This window comes from Bartonella tribocorum, assembly GCF_002777915.1.
GTDB classification, from domain to species: Bacteria; Pseudomonadota; Alphaproteobacteria; order Rhizobiales; family Rhizobiaceae; genus Bartonella; species Bartonella tribocorum_A.
Window position 1 is genome coordinate 1 of sequence record NZ_NJGE01000006.1, and the last position, 14,980, is coordinate 14,980.

Sequence of the window (14,980 nt, forward strand, 5' to 3'; positions counted from 1 at the left end):
CTAATAAAAAATTCATCAAAGAAAGCTTTGGTAACGCCTTTAGAGACGCTTGTAATGCGGCTGGAATTAAAAAATCAGCCCATGGATTGAGAAAATTAGCAGCCACACGCGCTGCGAATGCTGGTGCGACAGTTTCACAAATGAAAGCGCTTTTTGGCTGGACAGAAGATAAAATGGCATCCCTTTATACTAAAACAGCAGATAGAAAACGATTAGCAATAGAAGCAATAAAAAAGCTACAAAAAGGTTCGGGATAGACATAAAAATAAGTCAAAAGAATCAATAGACTCAAAATGCCCGAACTTTTATATAACCTATTGATTTTATTTAAACTTGGCGATCCCGACAGGATTCGAACCTGTGACCCACGGCTTAGAAGGCCGTTGCTCTATCCAGCTGAGCTACGGGACCCAACATCCAACTGATTATTTTCTCAATTCAAAACAGCATTTTTAACCTAATGTGTCCAAGATTGCTGCCGATCACTGCGAAAATTATCAGAATAAGAAATAGCACGCCGAATCGACGTATGTATCTTTTCTACACGATAAGGGATAGCATGCTTGCGTGCAAAAGCAATGGCTTCTTCTTTACTCCGAAAACGGATTCTTACCTGACTATTCATATCAGATGTTGCCGTGTACCCCATAAGAGGCTCTAGCATTTTTGCTTTCATTGGCTCATACTGTAGAATCCAAAAGCCTATATTCCCCTTACCTGACTGCATAGCTGTTTTAGCAGGACTATAAATACGTGCGATCATGCCTTTTCCCTCCAGATTACAAAACGCTTAAATGATCGTCTTTCACCACACGCACCCAACGGGGTCATTCTCATATACCTTATCAAATATGGTCGGAGCGATAGGATTCGAACCTACGACCCCCTGATCCCAAATCAGGTGCGCTACCAGGCTGCGCTACGCTCCGCCATTTAATATTTATTTGATGCACATTTCCTAAAATTTTCACAATAGAAGTGCAAGAGAAAAACACACTTTTTTTCAATTTTGTTGCATTTCTTTACAAAAAAGAATGTTTTTAAATTTTTTTTCCCCTCAATAACATATTTATTGAGGAAAATAGAAAATAACATCCGTATAAAAATCTAATCGATATAAAAAATAATGAATCTCTTTATAAGAATTCTATAATTTTATCCTGTTTTAAGTAAACTCCCACTATATCAGAACGCATTCTACAGGTAGAATTTTAGAAAAAACAACTTATATGCTACAAAAACTTTTCCAAAGGGAATATAATATCCCCACTGTATTCGTATAAAATCCAGCTGTATTAAGCTTCTTTCTCCTCTTTTTCTATTCTTCGCAAAACGAAAAAAACTCTCGTTTCTCCTATAATCGAAGTCCCTAAACAACAAACATTTCTTCAAACCATAAAAGTTTTATGATAAATAAAATAAAGAGCTCTTTTTAGAAACGTTTTCAAATACAAAAATACATATAGCTTATACAAGTGATGAAAAGAATATTTATCCAATAAAACCTCAAAGCCATTTAAACGAAACATATAAAAAAATAACATTTTTTCACTCTTAACAGGTATCAAAAAAGCAGAAAAATTTAAATGATTTGCCTTTCCTCATATTCAAACAACAATAAAAGAGAAGAACATGTAAAACCATGATAAGAAATGTTTACGTTTTTTTTCTATTCAAAACTTCAGCAATAACAGCACGTGTTATTTTTCTTTTTCTTTGTAACGCCAACTGATCAACAGAATCAATAACATACTTTAATGAAAATAAAGAACGTTCACAACGGCTGATAAGATAATAAACTGTATCTGGATGCACAATAAGCTGCCTATCGGAAAAAAGCTTAAAGGCAACAGCTGTTAACAAAGCATCATCAGGCTGATTAATTTCAACGAACATCACGGAATTAAGACGACTTTTTAGATCATTTAACTCTAAATTCCAAGTGGAAGGGAGCGTTCGTGCTGTCATCAACAAAGTGGCTTGCCGTACATTAACATTTGCTTGTTTAACACTGTTAATTAAATGAAAAAGTTCTGTCTCATTAATTTCCTCTGCATCAATATCTTCTATTAAAAATGATCTGCCTAAGGCAGCCATAGCAACAGCCTGATCAATTTTATTGTGCTGTATCCTGAATGCATTTGCTTTTTGGAGCCATATACTCGAAAAGTGCGTTTTTCCAGATCCTTCTTTTCCAACCAAAACTGCAATAGGTAAGCTCCAATTGGGCCAGTGATCAATAAGCTGAAAAGCCATACGATTACTATCCGTCACGACTAAATCATCAAATTGAAAAATCGGCTCATAAGGAAAATTTAAAGATAATTGCGTTTCTTGCCCATTCATTTTAGCGGCTCCGAATTTCCACTTCGTGAATACATCTGAGAACTAAGATAAGTATGAAGGGCAAAACGAACTAAAACACCCACAGCCGCGGCTGCAGGAACAGCAACAAGCATACCAGTAAAACCAAAGAGTGAAGAAAAAGCAAAAAGCGAAAACATCAACCATACGGGATGTAATCCCACTGATGAACCAACAAGTTTTGGTTGAAGAATATAACCCTCAATAAATTGACCAATTAAAAAAAGCGCCATCACAATGATGATTCCCCCCCAATTATTGGGATAAAACTGGACCCATGCAATCCCAACAGAAAGGACCAAACCACTCATTGTTCCAATATAAGGAATAAAGCTAATAAGGCCAATAAACATACCAATTAAAAGACCAAAATTGAGTCCTGCAATCGTTAAACCAATAGCATAATAGCCTCCCAATATGAGACAAACAGTTCCTTGTCCACGAACAAAACCTGCAATAGCTCTATCCATTTCATAAAAAATACTACGAACAGTACCAAGATGATCGCGCGGTATTAAAGAATCAATTGCCGTCACCATACGTGGCCAATCTAATAACATATAAAATGCCACCACAGGCGCTACAACGAATAAGCTAACGATATTAACGATAGACTTTCCTGATTTCAAAAGTGAATTCAAAAGAGATGTAATAAAATCAGAACTTTCTCCCAAAAGTCCTTTAATATTACTCCGTAATTCATTTGGATCACTTCCAAAATAGCGCCTTATCCAATCAAAATCATGCTCAACAAAAAAGGTTTGAATACGATTCATATAAACAGGTAAGCCATCACTCACAAATTGCTGTATTTGCCAACTAATAATAGGAATCAGAATAACTAAAGCAGCAACAAAGATAATAACAATAAATAAAGTAATGAGGACAGTTCCAAAAACACGACGAATACCAAACTTTTCAAGTAATTGAACAATGGGATTAAGAAAATAAGCCAACACAATCCCTGCCACAAAAGGAAGTAAAATTGACCCAAAAATAAACATAAAAAGAATGAAAAAAATCAGCGTCCCAAGCCAAAAAAAGATTTGTCTCTTCATATTATTCGGCAACGGTAATTGTGTATATGCTGGCATATAAGTCTTATAACGGTCACGGGATATATTCTCACTCACTTTCTTTTTCATAAGTTTCCAAGAAGACTGCTCGTGATTATCTGATATCTTGCTCATAAAATATCCTAAAAAAAATTCTTCACAAAAATTATAAACATCTTAAAAATAAGGTACAAGCAAAGTTGCCTATTTTCTTATCAATATCTCTTGCAGAGAAAACTCTATCATGGCATTGCATAACATCAAAACCTGATTTTCCATTAGAGGAAGGCTCCAATGAGCAATCAAGATCTTACAAACAATAAATCCAAAGCTGGTCTTACCTACGCAAAAGCCGGTGTAAACATCGATATGGGTAATGCTATGGTAGAAAAAATTAAACCCTTTATACGCGCGACAAAACGAGCTGGGGCAGATGCAGAAATTGGTGGTTTTGGTGGCCTTTTTGATTTAAAAGCAGCGGGTTTCACAGATCCTATCCTTGTTGCAGCCAATGATGGTGTTGGAACAAAACTAAAAATTGCCATTGAAGTAGGGCACCATAACACTGTAGGTATTGATCTGGTAGCTATGTGTGTCAATGATTTACTTGTACAAGGGGCTGAACCTCTCTTTTTTCTGGATTATTTTGCAACAGGAAAACTTGATCCTGAACAAGGTGCCGCAATCGTTTCTGGTATTGCAGAAGGATGTAAACAAGCCGGTGCTGCTCTTATTGGGGGAGAAACTGCAGAAATGCCAGGAATGTATGCAGAAGGAGATTATGATCTGGCAGGTTTTGCTGTAGGCGCATGTGAACGCAGCATGCTGCTCCCATCAAAAGATCTGATAGAAGGCGATATTATCTTAGGCCTAAGCGCCTCTGGAATTCATTCCAACGGCTTTTCACTTGTTCGACGAATCATTGAGCAAAATTATCTCAAATGGAATGACCCTGCCCCTTTTTCTCCCCCAAATAGCCTTGGTACAGCGCTCCTAACACCAACACGAATTTATGTGAAATCGCTTCTTCCTATCATGCGAAAGTACGAAGGAATTAAAGCTCTAGCGCATATTACGGGTGGAGGCTTTTCTGAGAATATTCCACGTGTCATTCCCTCTTCTCTCTGTGCTGAAATTAATCTTTCTACCATCAATGTTCCCTCCGTCTTTTCATGGATTGCCGAACAAGGTAAAATAGAAGAAACAGAAATGTTACGAACATTCAATTGTGGTATTGGCATGATTATTATCGTAGGACAGCATACAGCTGAAACGGTTACGCAAGCTCTTGAAAGAAATGGAGAGACAGTGACTCCCCTTGGCGTTTTAATAAAACGCCAAGATCAAAATAAAGGAATACTTTATAAAGGGGGACTGCATTTATGAAAAAACAAATCGTCATTTTCATTTCTGGTAATGGGTCCAATATGGTTGCCCTTGTTCAAGCGAGTCAACAAAAGGGATATCCTGCTGAAATCGTTGCAGTTATTTGCGATAATCCACGTGCAAACGGTATTGAAAAAGCACAAAATCATAACTTACCTATTCATATTGTTGATCGCAAGATCTACAAAACAAAAGAAGAACATGAAGAAGATATTTTTACAATTTTAGATCAATATAAACCGGATTTTCTTTGCTTTGCGGGGTATATGCGCCTTATCTCATCGCGTTTCGTAAAACTTTATGAAGGACGAATTTTAAACATTCATCCTTCTCTTTTACCTTCATTTAAAGGCTTAAATACGCATGAAAGAGCTTTACAAGCAGGCGTAAAAATCTCAGGTTGTACTGTTCACCTTGTTACAGAAGACATGGATGCTGGAAAAATCCTTGCCCAAGCAGCTGTTCCAGTCTATCCTCACGATACCACAGAGTGCTTGGCACAAAGAGTTCTTAAAGCAGAGCATAAACTCTACCCTGAAGCCTTAAAAGTATTTATTGAAGGAAAGGGCAAAAATGTCGATGCGCAACAACAACTCTTATCTTTTTGATATATATCACAGCAATCTATAGCTTTTTTCAACGTTGTACATACATATAGTTCATCTTCAGCACCTATCATTAAAGATCTCTAATGTTGACAGGGTAAAGTTCATTTCTTCATAAATTTTTGCGTAGAATATGTAATTTTTTTATTATTTAAATTTCCAAATTGTTCTTGCTTATTTAAGTTTTCCGGATATTACCACGAGCTCTACGGATCAAAATACTCTCGTATTTCCCTTAAAAAATCTTAAAATACGCAATTTTTCTATTGCATCAATTTTTGCATCATGATGAAAGTGTTTCTTTAACTGTTAGTGCTAACTGTTTGAGTGTAAAAGGTTTAGATAAAAAACCAAAAACAGCATCTTGTGGAAGATTCTTAGCAAAAGCATCTTTTGCATATCCAGAAACGAAAAGAAATTTGATATCAGGATAGTTTTTACGGACTTCCTTTAATAAAGTAGGTCCATCCATTTCTGGCATCACCACATCGGAAACAATAATATCAACAACACCTTTTTTTTCTTCAAGAATAGAAAGGGCTTCCACCCCGCTTGCCGCCTCTAAAACCGTATATCCTCTCATTTGAAGAGCTCTTACCCCTCCCATTCTGACCGCATCCTCATCTTCAACCAATAAAATAGTCGCAGATCCCGTTAAGTCTATATTTTTATCTTTCTCTTCATCTTTTTCAATCTTCTGAGAAATTTCTCCTTTTATATCTGGGATATAACGGGGCAGGAAAATATGAAATGTTGCCCCTTCTCCCTCTTTACTTTCACAATAAATATATCCACCACTCTGCTTAATAATTCCATAAACCATTGATAAACCAAGGCCGGTCCCTTTTCCAACTTCTTTTGTTGTAAAAAATGGCTCAAACATTTTTTCTTGTATAGTAGCAGATATTCCAGTTCCTGTATCTGAAATAGTCAATCGCACATATTCACCAATTGCTAAACCCAGATGATTAAATTCAGCACTTTGTTGTTTTGTAATATTGTTTGTCGCAATTGTAACAATACCGCCATCGAACATGGCATCACGCGCATTAATAACCAAATTCATAATCACACGCTGAAAAGATGCCTGATCGACTTCAACGCTCCACAAATCTCTTCCATGGATAATTTTTAACTGAATATTATTCCCCAAAAGTGGTAAAAGAAGATTGCGAATATCCGATAAAAAATCTGTAAAATCAACCTCTTCAGGTCGAAGCGTTTGCTTTCTAGAAAAAGCAAGTAATTGCTGTACAAGAGCCGCTGCACGATTAGCATTATTTTTAATATTGATCAGATCAGCATGAGCCGGATCAGAGCTACGATGCGTATTTAAAAGAAGATCACATGACATTAAAATGGCTGTTAAAACATTATTAAAATCATGAGCAATGCCGCCTGCCAATTGTCCAACAGCTTGCATCTTCTGACTTTGCATCATTTTATCTTCAAGTGTTTTTTGTTCTGTTGTTTCAGTAACAGAGATAATGACCAAATCTTGTAGCGCATTACCATGATAGGGTGGTACAGACATAACATGAAGACGTAAATGGCACTCTTTATTCTTTTCTAAAACGGTTTCCAAAGAAATAAAATAATTTTTATTGGTCGCAATTTTCTGAAAGGCACGCTCTAACTGCACATAATCACGACGAGAAATAACATCATAAAAATTGATCGTTTTATCCATACATTCCATAAGTGATGAAAAAGCATTATTCATGTGAATCAGCTGCCCTTCCTGATTTACCACAGCTATTGCAAAAGGACTCGCATCAAAATATTCTTCTAATATACGAGGTAACTTTAATTGATCATTCTCTTCTTTTTGTATTTGTTGTGGAATGATCACAATACGATAAACGGCTTCCTCCTCTAAGAGAGAAGAAGCAGAGATAAAACAGTGAAATATTTTCTCACACGTGGTCTGTGAATTTAAACATAACGAGAACCTATAAGGTAAAGAGTAACCTGAGTTTTGATATCTGTTGATTTGCAAGCAAATATCACTCCATGAGCTCTTAGCACCAACATTCTCAAATAATGGATCAAAATGATATTGACCAACGGTAAAATTTGCTAAATCAACAGAGAACCATTCGGCAAAAACCGCATTGGCATAAAGAATAGTCCCTTGTGCACTCACGGATAAAAAACCAACAGGCGCTTGATCCAAATGATTGATCGCCTCTTGAAGGTTAGAGAAAAAAACTTCTCGGGTTTGTTGTAAATGGGAAATATCGCTAATGCGCCAAAATAAAAACTTTTTTTTCCGTTTTGTAATAGGTTGAATGGAGATATTATACCAAGCAGGTTTTTTTTGTGTAGAATCGGTTAAAATTGGTTGGTCTACTCTTAACTCTTCTTGCGCTGAAAGATTGTTATAAGCTGCAACTTTTAAGCGATAGGAAAGTGCACCAGCTCCTGGAAGATCAGCGATAACCCTATAACAAGACGCTTCAGGCTTATAGGTCAGAATTTTTTGATAGTTTTGATTAGAATAATAAACAAAACCAGAAAGATCAGAGATTACAATTGCATCATCACTCCTATTAAAGATGCTAAAATCAAAATCTTCATACAACCATGATGCATGGTATCTTAAAATTCCCATTCCACTTAAAGCAAGTGTTGCAACTCCGATAATCGCTAGAATCAAAAAAGATGCCACCACAGCCTTTTGCAAATAACTTTGTGGATAAAAAAAATCTAAAATGCCCATAATAAAGAGGAAAACTAAGGTAAAAACAGCAGCCAACATCACAACTCTCTGACGAGCAGAAGACGAAGACGCTGATCTTTCATTATTCTCAAAACCTTTATCCATCTCTCTCTGCCTTAGATTTAGCTGTCTCTTATACCAAGAAACTTCCTTTGTTATAAAATATATACTATGATATTATCTATCTAAGAAAGCTCACTTAATGTCAAAAGGCTTATTTCTTGTCTTTAAATGAGTCTTTTAAGGATATATTTATAAATTTATCTCAATAAAAAACGATAGTTTCCATAGCAAAATGGGAGAAAAACTATGTATATCTGGTTATCAGACCAAATAGGTGTCTCTGCTGCAAATATAACGATAAGCTCTTTGTTTTTTATAATAACAATTGCAGCCATTACCATAATTATCTTGTTTTTGCGCCGTTTAAATATGGGAAGATTCAAGACTAATAGAAAAAAAAATCTATCACGACTAGCATTATGTGAAGCAATTTCTATAGATCGAACACGCCACCTTGTTTTAGTCCGTTGTGATGATAAAGAACATTTGCTTCTTATTGGCGGATTAACAGATGTGGTTGTAGAATCCGATATTGCCAATACATCCAGAACACAAAAGAGAGAAATACACACCGATCCCACTTCTCCTCTTACAGAAAGAAACGATACGCCAGATAAAATCTCCTCTTCTTTTTCAAAACAAGCGGTAAAAGATTCAGCAATTACGGCCGAAATTGAAGGGAGGCAAGAACCATCTCTGTTTATTCCTACCCCTCCAAAATAAAATATTACAATTTTATTACTACAAACCTCTTTTGTGTATCGTTCTAATAACCTTTAATCATCACGATAAACTTTTTCACGTCGTTCGTGACGTTCTTGTGCTTCCAACGACAAAACGGCAATCGGCCGAGCTTCAAGACGTTTTATACTAATAGGCTCACCGGTTTCTTCACAAAAACCATATGTCCCATTATCAATTCGCTCCAAGGCAGCATCTATTTTTGAAATAAGTTTTCTTTGACGATCACGAGCACGTAATTCAATTGTACGATCAGTTTCACAAGATGCCCTATCGGTCAAATCGGGTTGACCAATATTCTCTTCCTGCAAATTTTCCAAAGTCTCACGCGCTTCTTTTAAGATATCATTCTTCCAAGAAACTAATTTAGCACGAAAATATGCCTTTTGCCGCTCATTCATAAAAGGCTCATCTTCACTAGGGCGATATTGACCATCAATCTCTTCGCTCATGCAATAAAAAACCTCCACATCTGCTCTGTGGGGTCTATATATTGTGCAATACCCATCAACACAAGAGTAAAATGTTTTTTCATAACAATCTACAAAATGTCTAAATACGCTGTTTGATCTTGTATCTTTTTTGATCTCAAGTTGGACTCTTGATTAAAAATTATCTTCCTTATTTTTTGATAAACCTTAAAAAGAAGAAAATTCAAAGCCCTATCCCTCCTCCTTTTTCAGCGCACTAAAATTTAAATGAAGCCCTAATCAACCATCTCACCACTGCCCAAAAATAAAAATCTTTATAAAGGTAAAGTGTGATATCCGCGATTCAAATACATCAAAGCATCTTTTTCTTGACTACGATTGATTGCAACAACTTCACCAATCAATACACAATGGGTTGCATGTTCATGCCAACAAATCAAACGACAATCAAAAGATGCTAAAGCATCTGAAAGACTAGGCGCCCCCGTTTGCAAAGTTCCCCATTGTTCAACATCAAAACGCTCATTTTGTGGAACATTGCAACGCCTTGAAAAGGCGTCCGCTAATGGACGATGTTTCCCTGCCAAGCTATTAACACAAAAAATTCCATTTTCCATAAACACATGATTCTTCAGATTATGGCGCATGAGACAAACAAGAAGTGTTGGAGGATCATCAGATAAAGAACAACATGCCGAAACCGTCACCCCGCGCTTTCCCTTAATGCCATCTGTTGTCACAATATGCACAGCGCCTGCAAAATGGCTCATAGCATCTCGATATTCTTGCGAAGAAACGGTAATATTATCTTGAAGTTCAGGCATTAAACACGTTTTATGATTCGACATATCTTTCACTTATCAAACTTTAAAATTTCAAGCGATCTTTCTATAACAAGGATCTATAATACGCATTTTTCTGTTCCGTCATAACACAAAAGATATTTGTGTATACACAGCAACATGATAAAAACAGCCAATCAAGGAGATTTTTATGCCCCATTCTCATCTTATTTCACCTTCACTCTTGGCTTCTGATTTTTCTAAACTTGGACAAGAAATATTAGATGTCGTTGATGCTGGTGCAGATTGGCTTCATCTTGATATTATGGATGGGCACTTTGTTCCTAACATCACCTTTGGCCCTGACGTCATCAAGGCTCTGCGTCCATTAACCAAAGCAATATTTGATGTCCACCTGATGATCAAACCTGTTGATCCTTATTTGGAAGCTTTCGCAAAAGCTGGCGCAGATATTATAACCATTCATGCTGAAGCAAGTCCCCATCTTCACCGTTCACTCCAAACAATCAAAGCAATGGGTAAAAAAGCAGGGATTGCACTCAATCCAAGCACCCCTGAACATATCCTTGAATATTTGCTTGATCAACTAGATCTCATCCTCATTATGACGGTCAATCCTGGTTTTGGTGGACAAAATTTTATTCCAGAAATAAAAAATAAAATTAAGCGCGTTAAAAGCATGATTGCAAATCGCCCTATTGATCTTGAAGTTGATGGTGGAATCACCGTTGATACGATTGGAATAACTGCAAAAGCTGGTGCAAATGTATTTGTCGCAGGCTCTGCAATTTATAAAAACGGAAACAAAGAGCTTTACAAAACACGCATGAATGCATTGCGCCAAGCTGCAATCCTCGCACAATAAGGAAAAAAATGATGATCACACGTTATTCCCGCCCTGAAATGGTAACAATTTGGTCTCCTGAAACAAAATATCGTATTTGGTTTGAAATTGAAGCCCATGCTTGTGATGCTCTTGCTCAACTGGGGGTTATTCCAAAAGAAGCAGCCAAAATCATTTGGGAAAAAGGGGCGGCCGCTGAATTTGATGTCAATCGCATTGATGAAATTGAAGCCATTACCAAACATGATGTTATTGCATTTCTAACCCATCTTGCTGAATTCATTGGACCCGAAGCACGTTTTATCCACCAAGGCATGACATCCTCTGATGTTCTCGATACAACACTGAGCATTCAATTGATGCGTGCGAGTGATATTTTACTCAAGGATATAGATCAACTCCTTGAAGCCTTAAAAAGACGTGCTTTTGAACATAAAGAAACCATTACCATTGGGCGGAGTCACGGCATTCATGCTGAACCAACAACATTTGGCGTCAAGTTCGCTCTCGCATACGCTGAATTTTCTCGTTGTCGCAAACGTCTTCTTGCTGCACGTGAAGAAATTTCTACTTGCGCGATTTCAGGAGCGGTAGGAACTTTTGCCAATATCGATCCACGCGTTGAAGAACATGTCGCAAAAGCCTTGAGGATGCGTGCGGAACCCGTTTCCACCCAAGTCATACCACGGGATCGTCATGCTATGTTTTTTGCAACACTTGGTGTTATTGCGTCCTCTATTGAAAGGCTAGCGATAGAAATACGCCATTTACAGCGAACAGAGGTTCTCGAAGCAGAGGAACATTTTTCACCAGGACAAAAAGGTTCATCGGCAATGCCTCATAAACGCAATCCAGTTTTAACAGAAAATTTAACGGGGTTAGCTCGTATGGTCCGTGCATTTGCACTCCCTGCCATGGAAAATGTAGCACTCTGGCATGAACGTGATATTTCTCACTCATCTGTCGAGCGTTATATTGGCCCTGATGCAACGATTACCCTTGATTTTGCACTTTCTCGCCTCACATCTGTCATTGAAAATCTCATTGTCTATCCAGAAAATATGCAAAAAAATCTTAATAAATTCCGAGGTCTTGTTCATTCACAACGGGTACTTTTAGCCCTCACACAAGCAGGAATCAGTCGTGAAGATTCATATCGGATTGTACAAAGAAATGCGATGAAGGTTTGGGAACAAGGAAAAGATTTTTTAGAAGAACTGCTCAACGACAAAGATGTTAGAAAAGCTTTAAGTGAAGCAGAACTTCGAGAAAAATTTGACCTTTCTTACCACACCAAACATATCAATACGATTTTTAAACGTGTTTTTGAACAACAATAGAACAATATAGAAAGTCCAAATCTATTCCATCTATGATCAAAAACCTATTGTGACAAAGAAAACAATTCATGAAAGCAAATCAACTCGATATTCTTATTATTCCTGGCTACAAAGGATCTGGTCCTGATCATTGGCAAACACGTTGGGAAAAAAAACTATCGACCGCCCGCCGTATAGAACAAGCCCATTGGTCAAAACCTGTTTGTGATGAGTGGGTTAATGAAGTTAAAACCGGCATCGCACAAGCTCAAAAGTCTGTTATGATTATTGCGCATTCATTAGGGGTTCCTACCGCGATTCATGCAACTGTACAAAATGCAGAAAAAATTTGTGGCGCTTTCTTTGTTGCTCCTCCCGATGTCGCCAATGAGAAAATACGTCCCAAACATTTAATGACGTTTGGCCCCTATCATCGTCAAAAGTTGCCTTTTCCTTCTATTGTCATAGCCAGTCGTAACGATGAATTTTGTCAATTTTCAGTTGCAGAAAAAATTGCCAAAGACTGGGGCTCACTCTTTGTTGATGCTGGGTATTCTGGCCATATTAATGCAGAATCTGGACACGGACCTTGGCCTGAAGGGCTTATGGTGCTCTCTCATTTTCTTGCAAAAATCTGATCCAAAAGAGGTAATCCTTTTTCTCATCGCCTCTGTCTCTTCACCTTTGGGTAGATGTATCATGCAAAAATTACAAAAGTATCATAGCAATATCATTGAGAATTTCAATCAATTAGGATAGTATCATTTACCTATGTTATTAAAAAGCTCTCAAAATAAATAGAGAATCGTAATGAATCGTCGTCACCGTATTTATGAAGGCAAGGCCAAAATTTTATATGAAGGACCTGAACCAGGAACCTATATTCAATTTTTTAAGGATGATGCCACAGCCTTTAATGCTAAAAAACATGAAATTATCGACGGAAAAGGGGTTTTAAATAACCGAATTTCGGAACATATCTTTGGCCATCTTGGACGTTTGGGCATCCCAACACATTTTATTAAACGCATAAACATGCGCGAACAGCTTATTAAAGCGGTGGAAATCATTCCTTTGGAAGTTGTTGTTCGCAATGTTGCTGCCGGCTCTCTTGCTAAGCGTTTAGGACTAGAAGAAGGAACCCCACTCCCACAATCCATCATTGAGTTCTACTATAAAAACGATTCCCTCGATGATCCCATGGTAACAGAAGAACATATCACTGCTTTTGGGTGGGCTGTCCCACAAGAGGTAGAAGATATCATGCAACTTTCAATTCGTATTAATGATTTTCTTTCTGGGCTTTTTGCTGGTGTCAACATCCAATTAATTGATTTTAAAATGGAGTTTGGTCGCCTTTGGGAAGATGAAACAATGCGCATTGTTCTTGCTGATGAAATTTCACCTGATTCTGCACGACTATGGGATATGCAGACACGAGAAAAAATGGATAAAGATCGTTTTCGTCGTGATATGGGGGGGCTTATTAATGCCTATCAAGAGGTTGCCAAACGCCTTGGTATTATGAATGAAAATGAACCAGTACGTCCAAGTGGTCCCGTCTTGGTAAAGTAAAAAAACGCGTCAGGTAAACACAAGATAAAATAATTACCACCTTCTATAAATACACCTCTTCAAGAAGAGGTTCTTTTAACAACAGGAAGCAAAAAATGAAAGCACGCATTACAGTTACTTTAAGAGAAAGCGTCCTTGATCCACAAGGGGAAGCTATTGTCGGTGCTTTAAAAAGTTTAGCTTTCGAAGGTATTCACTCCATTCGTCAAGGAAAAGTTTTTGATATCGTTCTTGATGACCAACCTTCTGAAAACGCAAAGAAAAAACTTGAGAAGATGTGTGAAGAGTTACTCGCAAATACTGTCATTGAAAATTATACTATCGAACTTCTTTAAGTGGAAAGCTCATGAAAACTGCCATCATTCAACTTCCTGGATTAAACCGCGACCGAGATATGGTTGCAGCATTGCATCATATAACAGGAGTTGAGCCACTTAAAATTTGGCAAACAGAGACAACAATTCCAGATGTAGATGTTATTGTTATTCCTGGTGGTTTTTCTTATGGCGACTACTTAAGATGTGGTGCTATTGGAGCGCGAACCCCTGTCTTAAGAGCTATTCGTGAAAAAGCACAAAAAGGCATTACGATCATAGGTATTTGTAATGGATTTCAAATTTTGTTGGAAGCTGGCTTGCTCCCTGGGACGTTAATGCGTAATGCTTCCTTAAAATTTGTTTGTCGTGAAGTTAAACTCGAAGTCGTTAATGCCAAGACAAAATTTTCTCGATATTATTCTAAAGGGCAAATTATTCGTTGTCCTGTTGCCCATCACGATGGAAATTATTTTGTAGATAGTGAAACCCTAAAACAAATGGAAGACAATGAACAAATTGTTTTTCGCTACGCAGAAAATACAAACCCTAACGGCTCAATAAAAGATATTGCTGGTATTGTTAATAAAGCTGGTCATATTCTTGGTATGATGCCCCATCCTGAAAACCTTATTGAACCCGCTCACGGAGGGATTGACGGTCGTTTGCTTTTTCAAAGTGCTTTAGAATTAGCCAATGGATGATGCTGCAAAAATTCTTGTCCTCTATAATTGTAAAACAAAGGTCTATATTGTTTC

Annotated in this window: 16 protein-coding genes and 2 tRNA genes; 10 read left to right on the top strand and 8 right to left on the bottom strand. The window is 37.3% G+C overall.

What is annotated here, in order from left to right:
- A partial coding sequence (locus CER18_RS03530) for a tyrosine-type recombinase/integrase (protein WP_180299377.1) occupies positions 1–257 on the top strand: 257 nt, incomplete at its 5' end.
- A 77-nt stretch (positions 258–334) separates the two neighbouring features.
- On the opposite strand, the gene CER18_RS03535 is transcribed toward CER18_RS03530, so the two are convergent.
- The 5 genes from CER18_RS03535 to CER18_RS03555 form a co-directional block, all read right to left on the bottom strand.
- A tRNA-Arg gene (locus tag CER18_RS03535) sits at positions 335–411 on the bottom strand.
- Positions 412–457: 46 nt separating this feature from the next.
- On the bottom strand, positions 458–763 hold the full coding sequence (locus CER18_RS03540; RefSeq protein WP_100128722.1) for an ETC complex I subunit: 306 nt from the start codon (positions 761–763) through the stop codon (positions 458–460).
- 89 nt (positions 764–852) lie between these two features.
- Positions 853–929, bottom strand: a tRNA-Pro gene (locus CER18_RS03545).
- A 727-nt stretch (positions 930–1,656) separates the two neighbouring features.
- Positions 1,657–2,346, bottom strand: coding sequence for a DnaA regulatory inactivator HdaA (gene hdaA / locus CER18_RS03550; protein ID WP_100128723.1), 690 nt, complete (start codon positions 2,344–2,346; stop codon positions 1,657–1,659).
- A complete protein-coding gene (locus tag CER18_RS03555) occupies positions 2,343–3,554 on the bottom strand; it encodes an AI-2E family transporter (protein WP_100128724.1) in 1,212 nt (403 codons plus the stop codon). The genes hdaA and CER18_RS03555 overlap by 4 nt, the downstream gene beginning before the upstream one ends.
- Before the next feature lie 159 nt (positions 3,555–3,713).
- Here CER18_RS03555 and purM point away from each other — a divergent pair, with 159 nt between their 5' ends.
- Together purM and purN are read left to right on the top strand one after the other, a co-directional pair.
- Complete coding sequence (purM, locus tag CER18_RS03560; protein ID WP_100128725.1) at positions 3,714–4,805, top strand: phosphoribosylformylglycinamidine cyclo-ligase; 1,092 nt, start codon at positions 3,714–3,716, stop codon at positions 4,803–4,805.
- Complete coding sequence (gene purN, locus CER18_RS03565; RefSeq protein WP_100128726.1) at positions 4,802–5,413, top strand: phosphoribosylglycinamide formyltransferase; 612 nt, start codon at positions 4,802–4,804, stop codon at positions 5,411–5,413. Before purM ends, purN begins: the two co-directional genes overlap by 4 nt.
- A gap of 280 nt (positions 5,414–5,693) precedes the next feature.
- Here the strand turns inward: purN and CER18_RS03570 are convergent, their stop codons facing one another.
- Positions 5,694–8,237: a response regulator gene (locus tag CER18_RS03570; protein WP_100128727.1), complete on the bottom strand. Its 2,544-nt coding sequence runs from the start codon at positions 8,235–8,237 to the stop codon at positions 5,694–5,696.
- A 204-nt stretch (positions 8,238–8,441) separates the two neighbouring features.
- On the opposite strand from CER18_RS03570, the gene CER18_RS03575 reads away from it, so the two are divergent.
- A complete protein-coding gene (locus CER18_RS03575) occupies positions 8,442–8,918 on the top strand; it encodes a flagellar biosynthetic protein FliO (RefSeq protein WP_100128728.1) in 477 nt (158 codons plus the stop codon).
- 53 nt (positions 8,919–8,971) lie between these two features.
- Here the strand turns inward: CER18_RS03575 and dksA are convergent, their stop codons facing one another.
- Both dksA and CER18_RS03585 read right to left on the bottom strand, forming a co-directional pair.
- Positions 8,972–9,388 carry an RNA polymerase-binding protein DksA gene (dksA, locus tag CER18_RS03580; protein ID WP_100128729.1) on the bottom strand — a complete coding sequence of 139 codons (417 nt, stop codon included), beginning with the start codon at positions 9,386–9,388 and terminating at the stop codon, positions 8,972–8,974.
- Positions 9,389–9,681: 293 nt separating this feature from the next.
- Positions 9,682–10,215, bottom strand: a complete 534-nt coding sequence (locus CER18_RS03585) for a flavin reductase (RefSeq protein ID WP_100128788.1) — start codon at positions 10,213–10,215, stop codon at positions 9,682–9,684.
- 145 nt (positions 10,216–10,360) lie between these two features.
- Here CER18_RS03585 and rpe point away from each other — a divergent pair, with 145 nt between their 5' ends.
- From rpe to purQ, 6 genes are all read left to right on the top strand, one after another.
- Positions 10,361–11,035, top strand: coding sequence for a ribulose-phosphate 3-epimerase (gene rpe / locus CER18_RS03590; protein ID WP_100128730.1), 675 nt, complete (start codon positions 10,361–10,363; stop codon positions 11,033–11,035).
- A gap of 11 nt (positions 11,036–11,046) precedes the next feature.
- Positions 11,047–12,354: an adenylosuccinate lyase gene (gene purB, locus CER18_RS03595; RefSeq protein WP_100128731.1), complete on the top strand. Its 1,308-nt coding sequence runs from the start codon at positions 11,047–11,049 to the stop codon at positions 12,352–12,354.
- 68 nt (positions 12,355–12,422) lie between these two features.
- Entirely contained in the window at positions 12,423–12,971 is a 549-nt protein-coding gene (locus tag CER18_RS03600) for an alpha/beta hydrolase (protein ID WP_100128732.1), read from the top strand.
- Positions 12,972–13,143: 172 nt separating this feature from the next.
- On the top strand, positions 13,144–13,908 hold the full coding sequence (gene purC, locus CER18_RS03605) for a phosphoribosylaminoimidazolesuccinocarboxamide synthase (protein WP_100128733.1): 765 nt from the start codon (positions 13,144–13,146) through the stop codon (positions 13,906–13,908).
- A 95-nt stretch (positions 13,909–14,003) separates the two neighbouring features.
- Positions 14,004–14,243, top strand: a complete 240-nt coding sequence (purS, locus tag CER18_RS03610; protein WP_100128734.1) for a phosphoribosylformylglycinamidine synthase subunit PurS — start codon at positions 14,004–14,006, stop codon at positions 14,241–14,243.
- An 11-nt stretch (positions 14,244–14,254) separates the two neighbouring features.
- Positions 14,255–14,926 carry a phosphoribosylformylglycinamidine synthase subunit PurQ gene (gene purQ, locus CER18_RS03615; protein ID WP_100128735.1) on the top strand — a complete coding sequence of 224 codons (672 nt, stop codon included), beginning with the start codon at positions 14,255–14,257 and terminating at the stop codon, positions 14,924–14,926.
- The last annotated feature ends 54 nt before the right edge of the window (positions 14,927–14,980 follow it).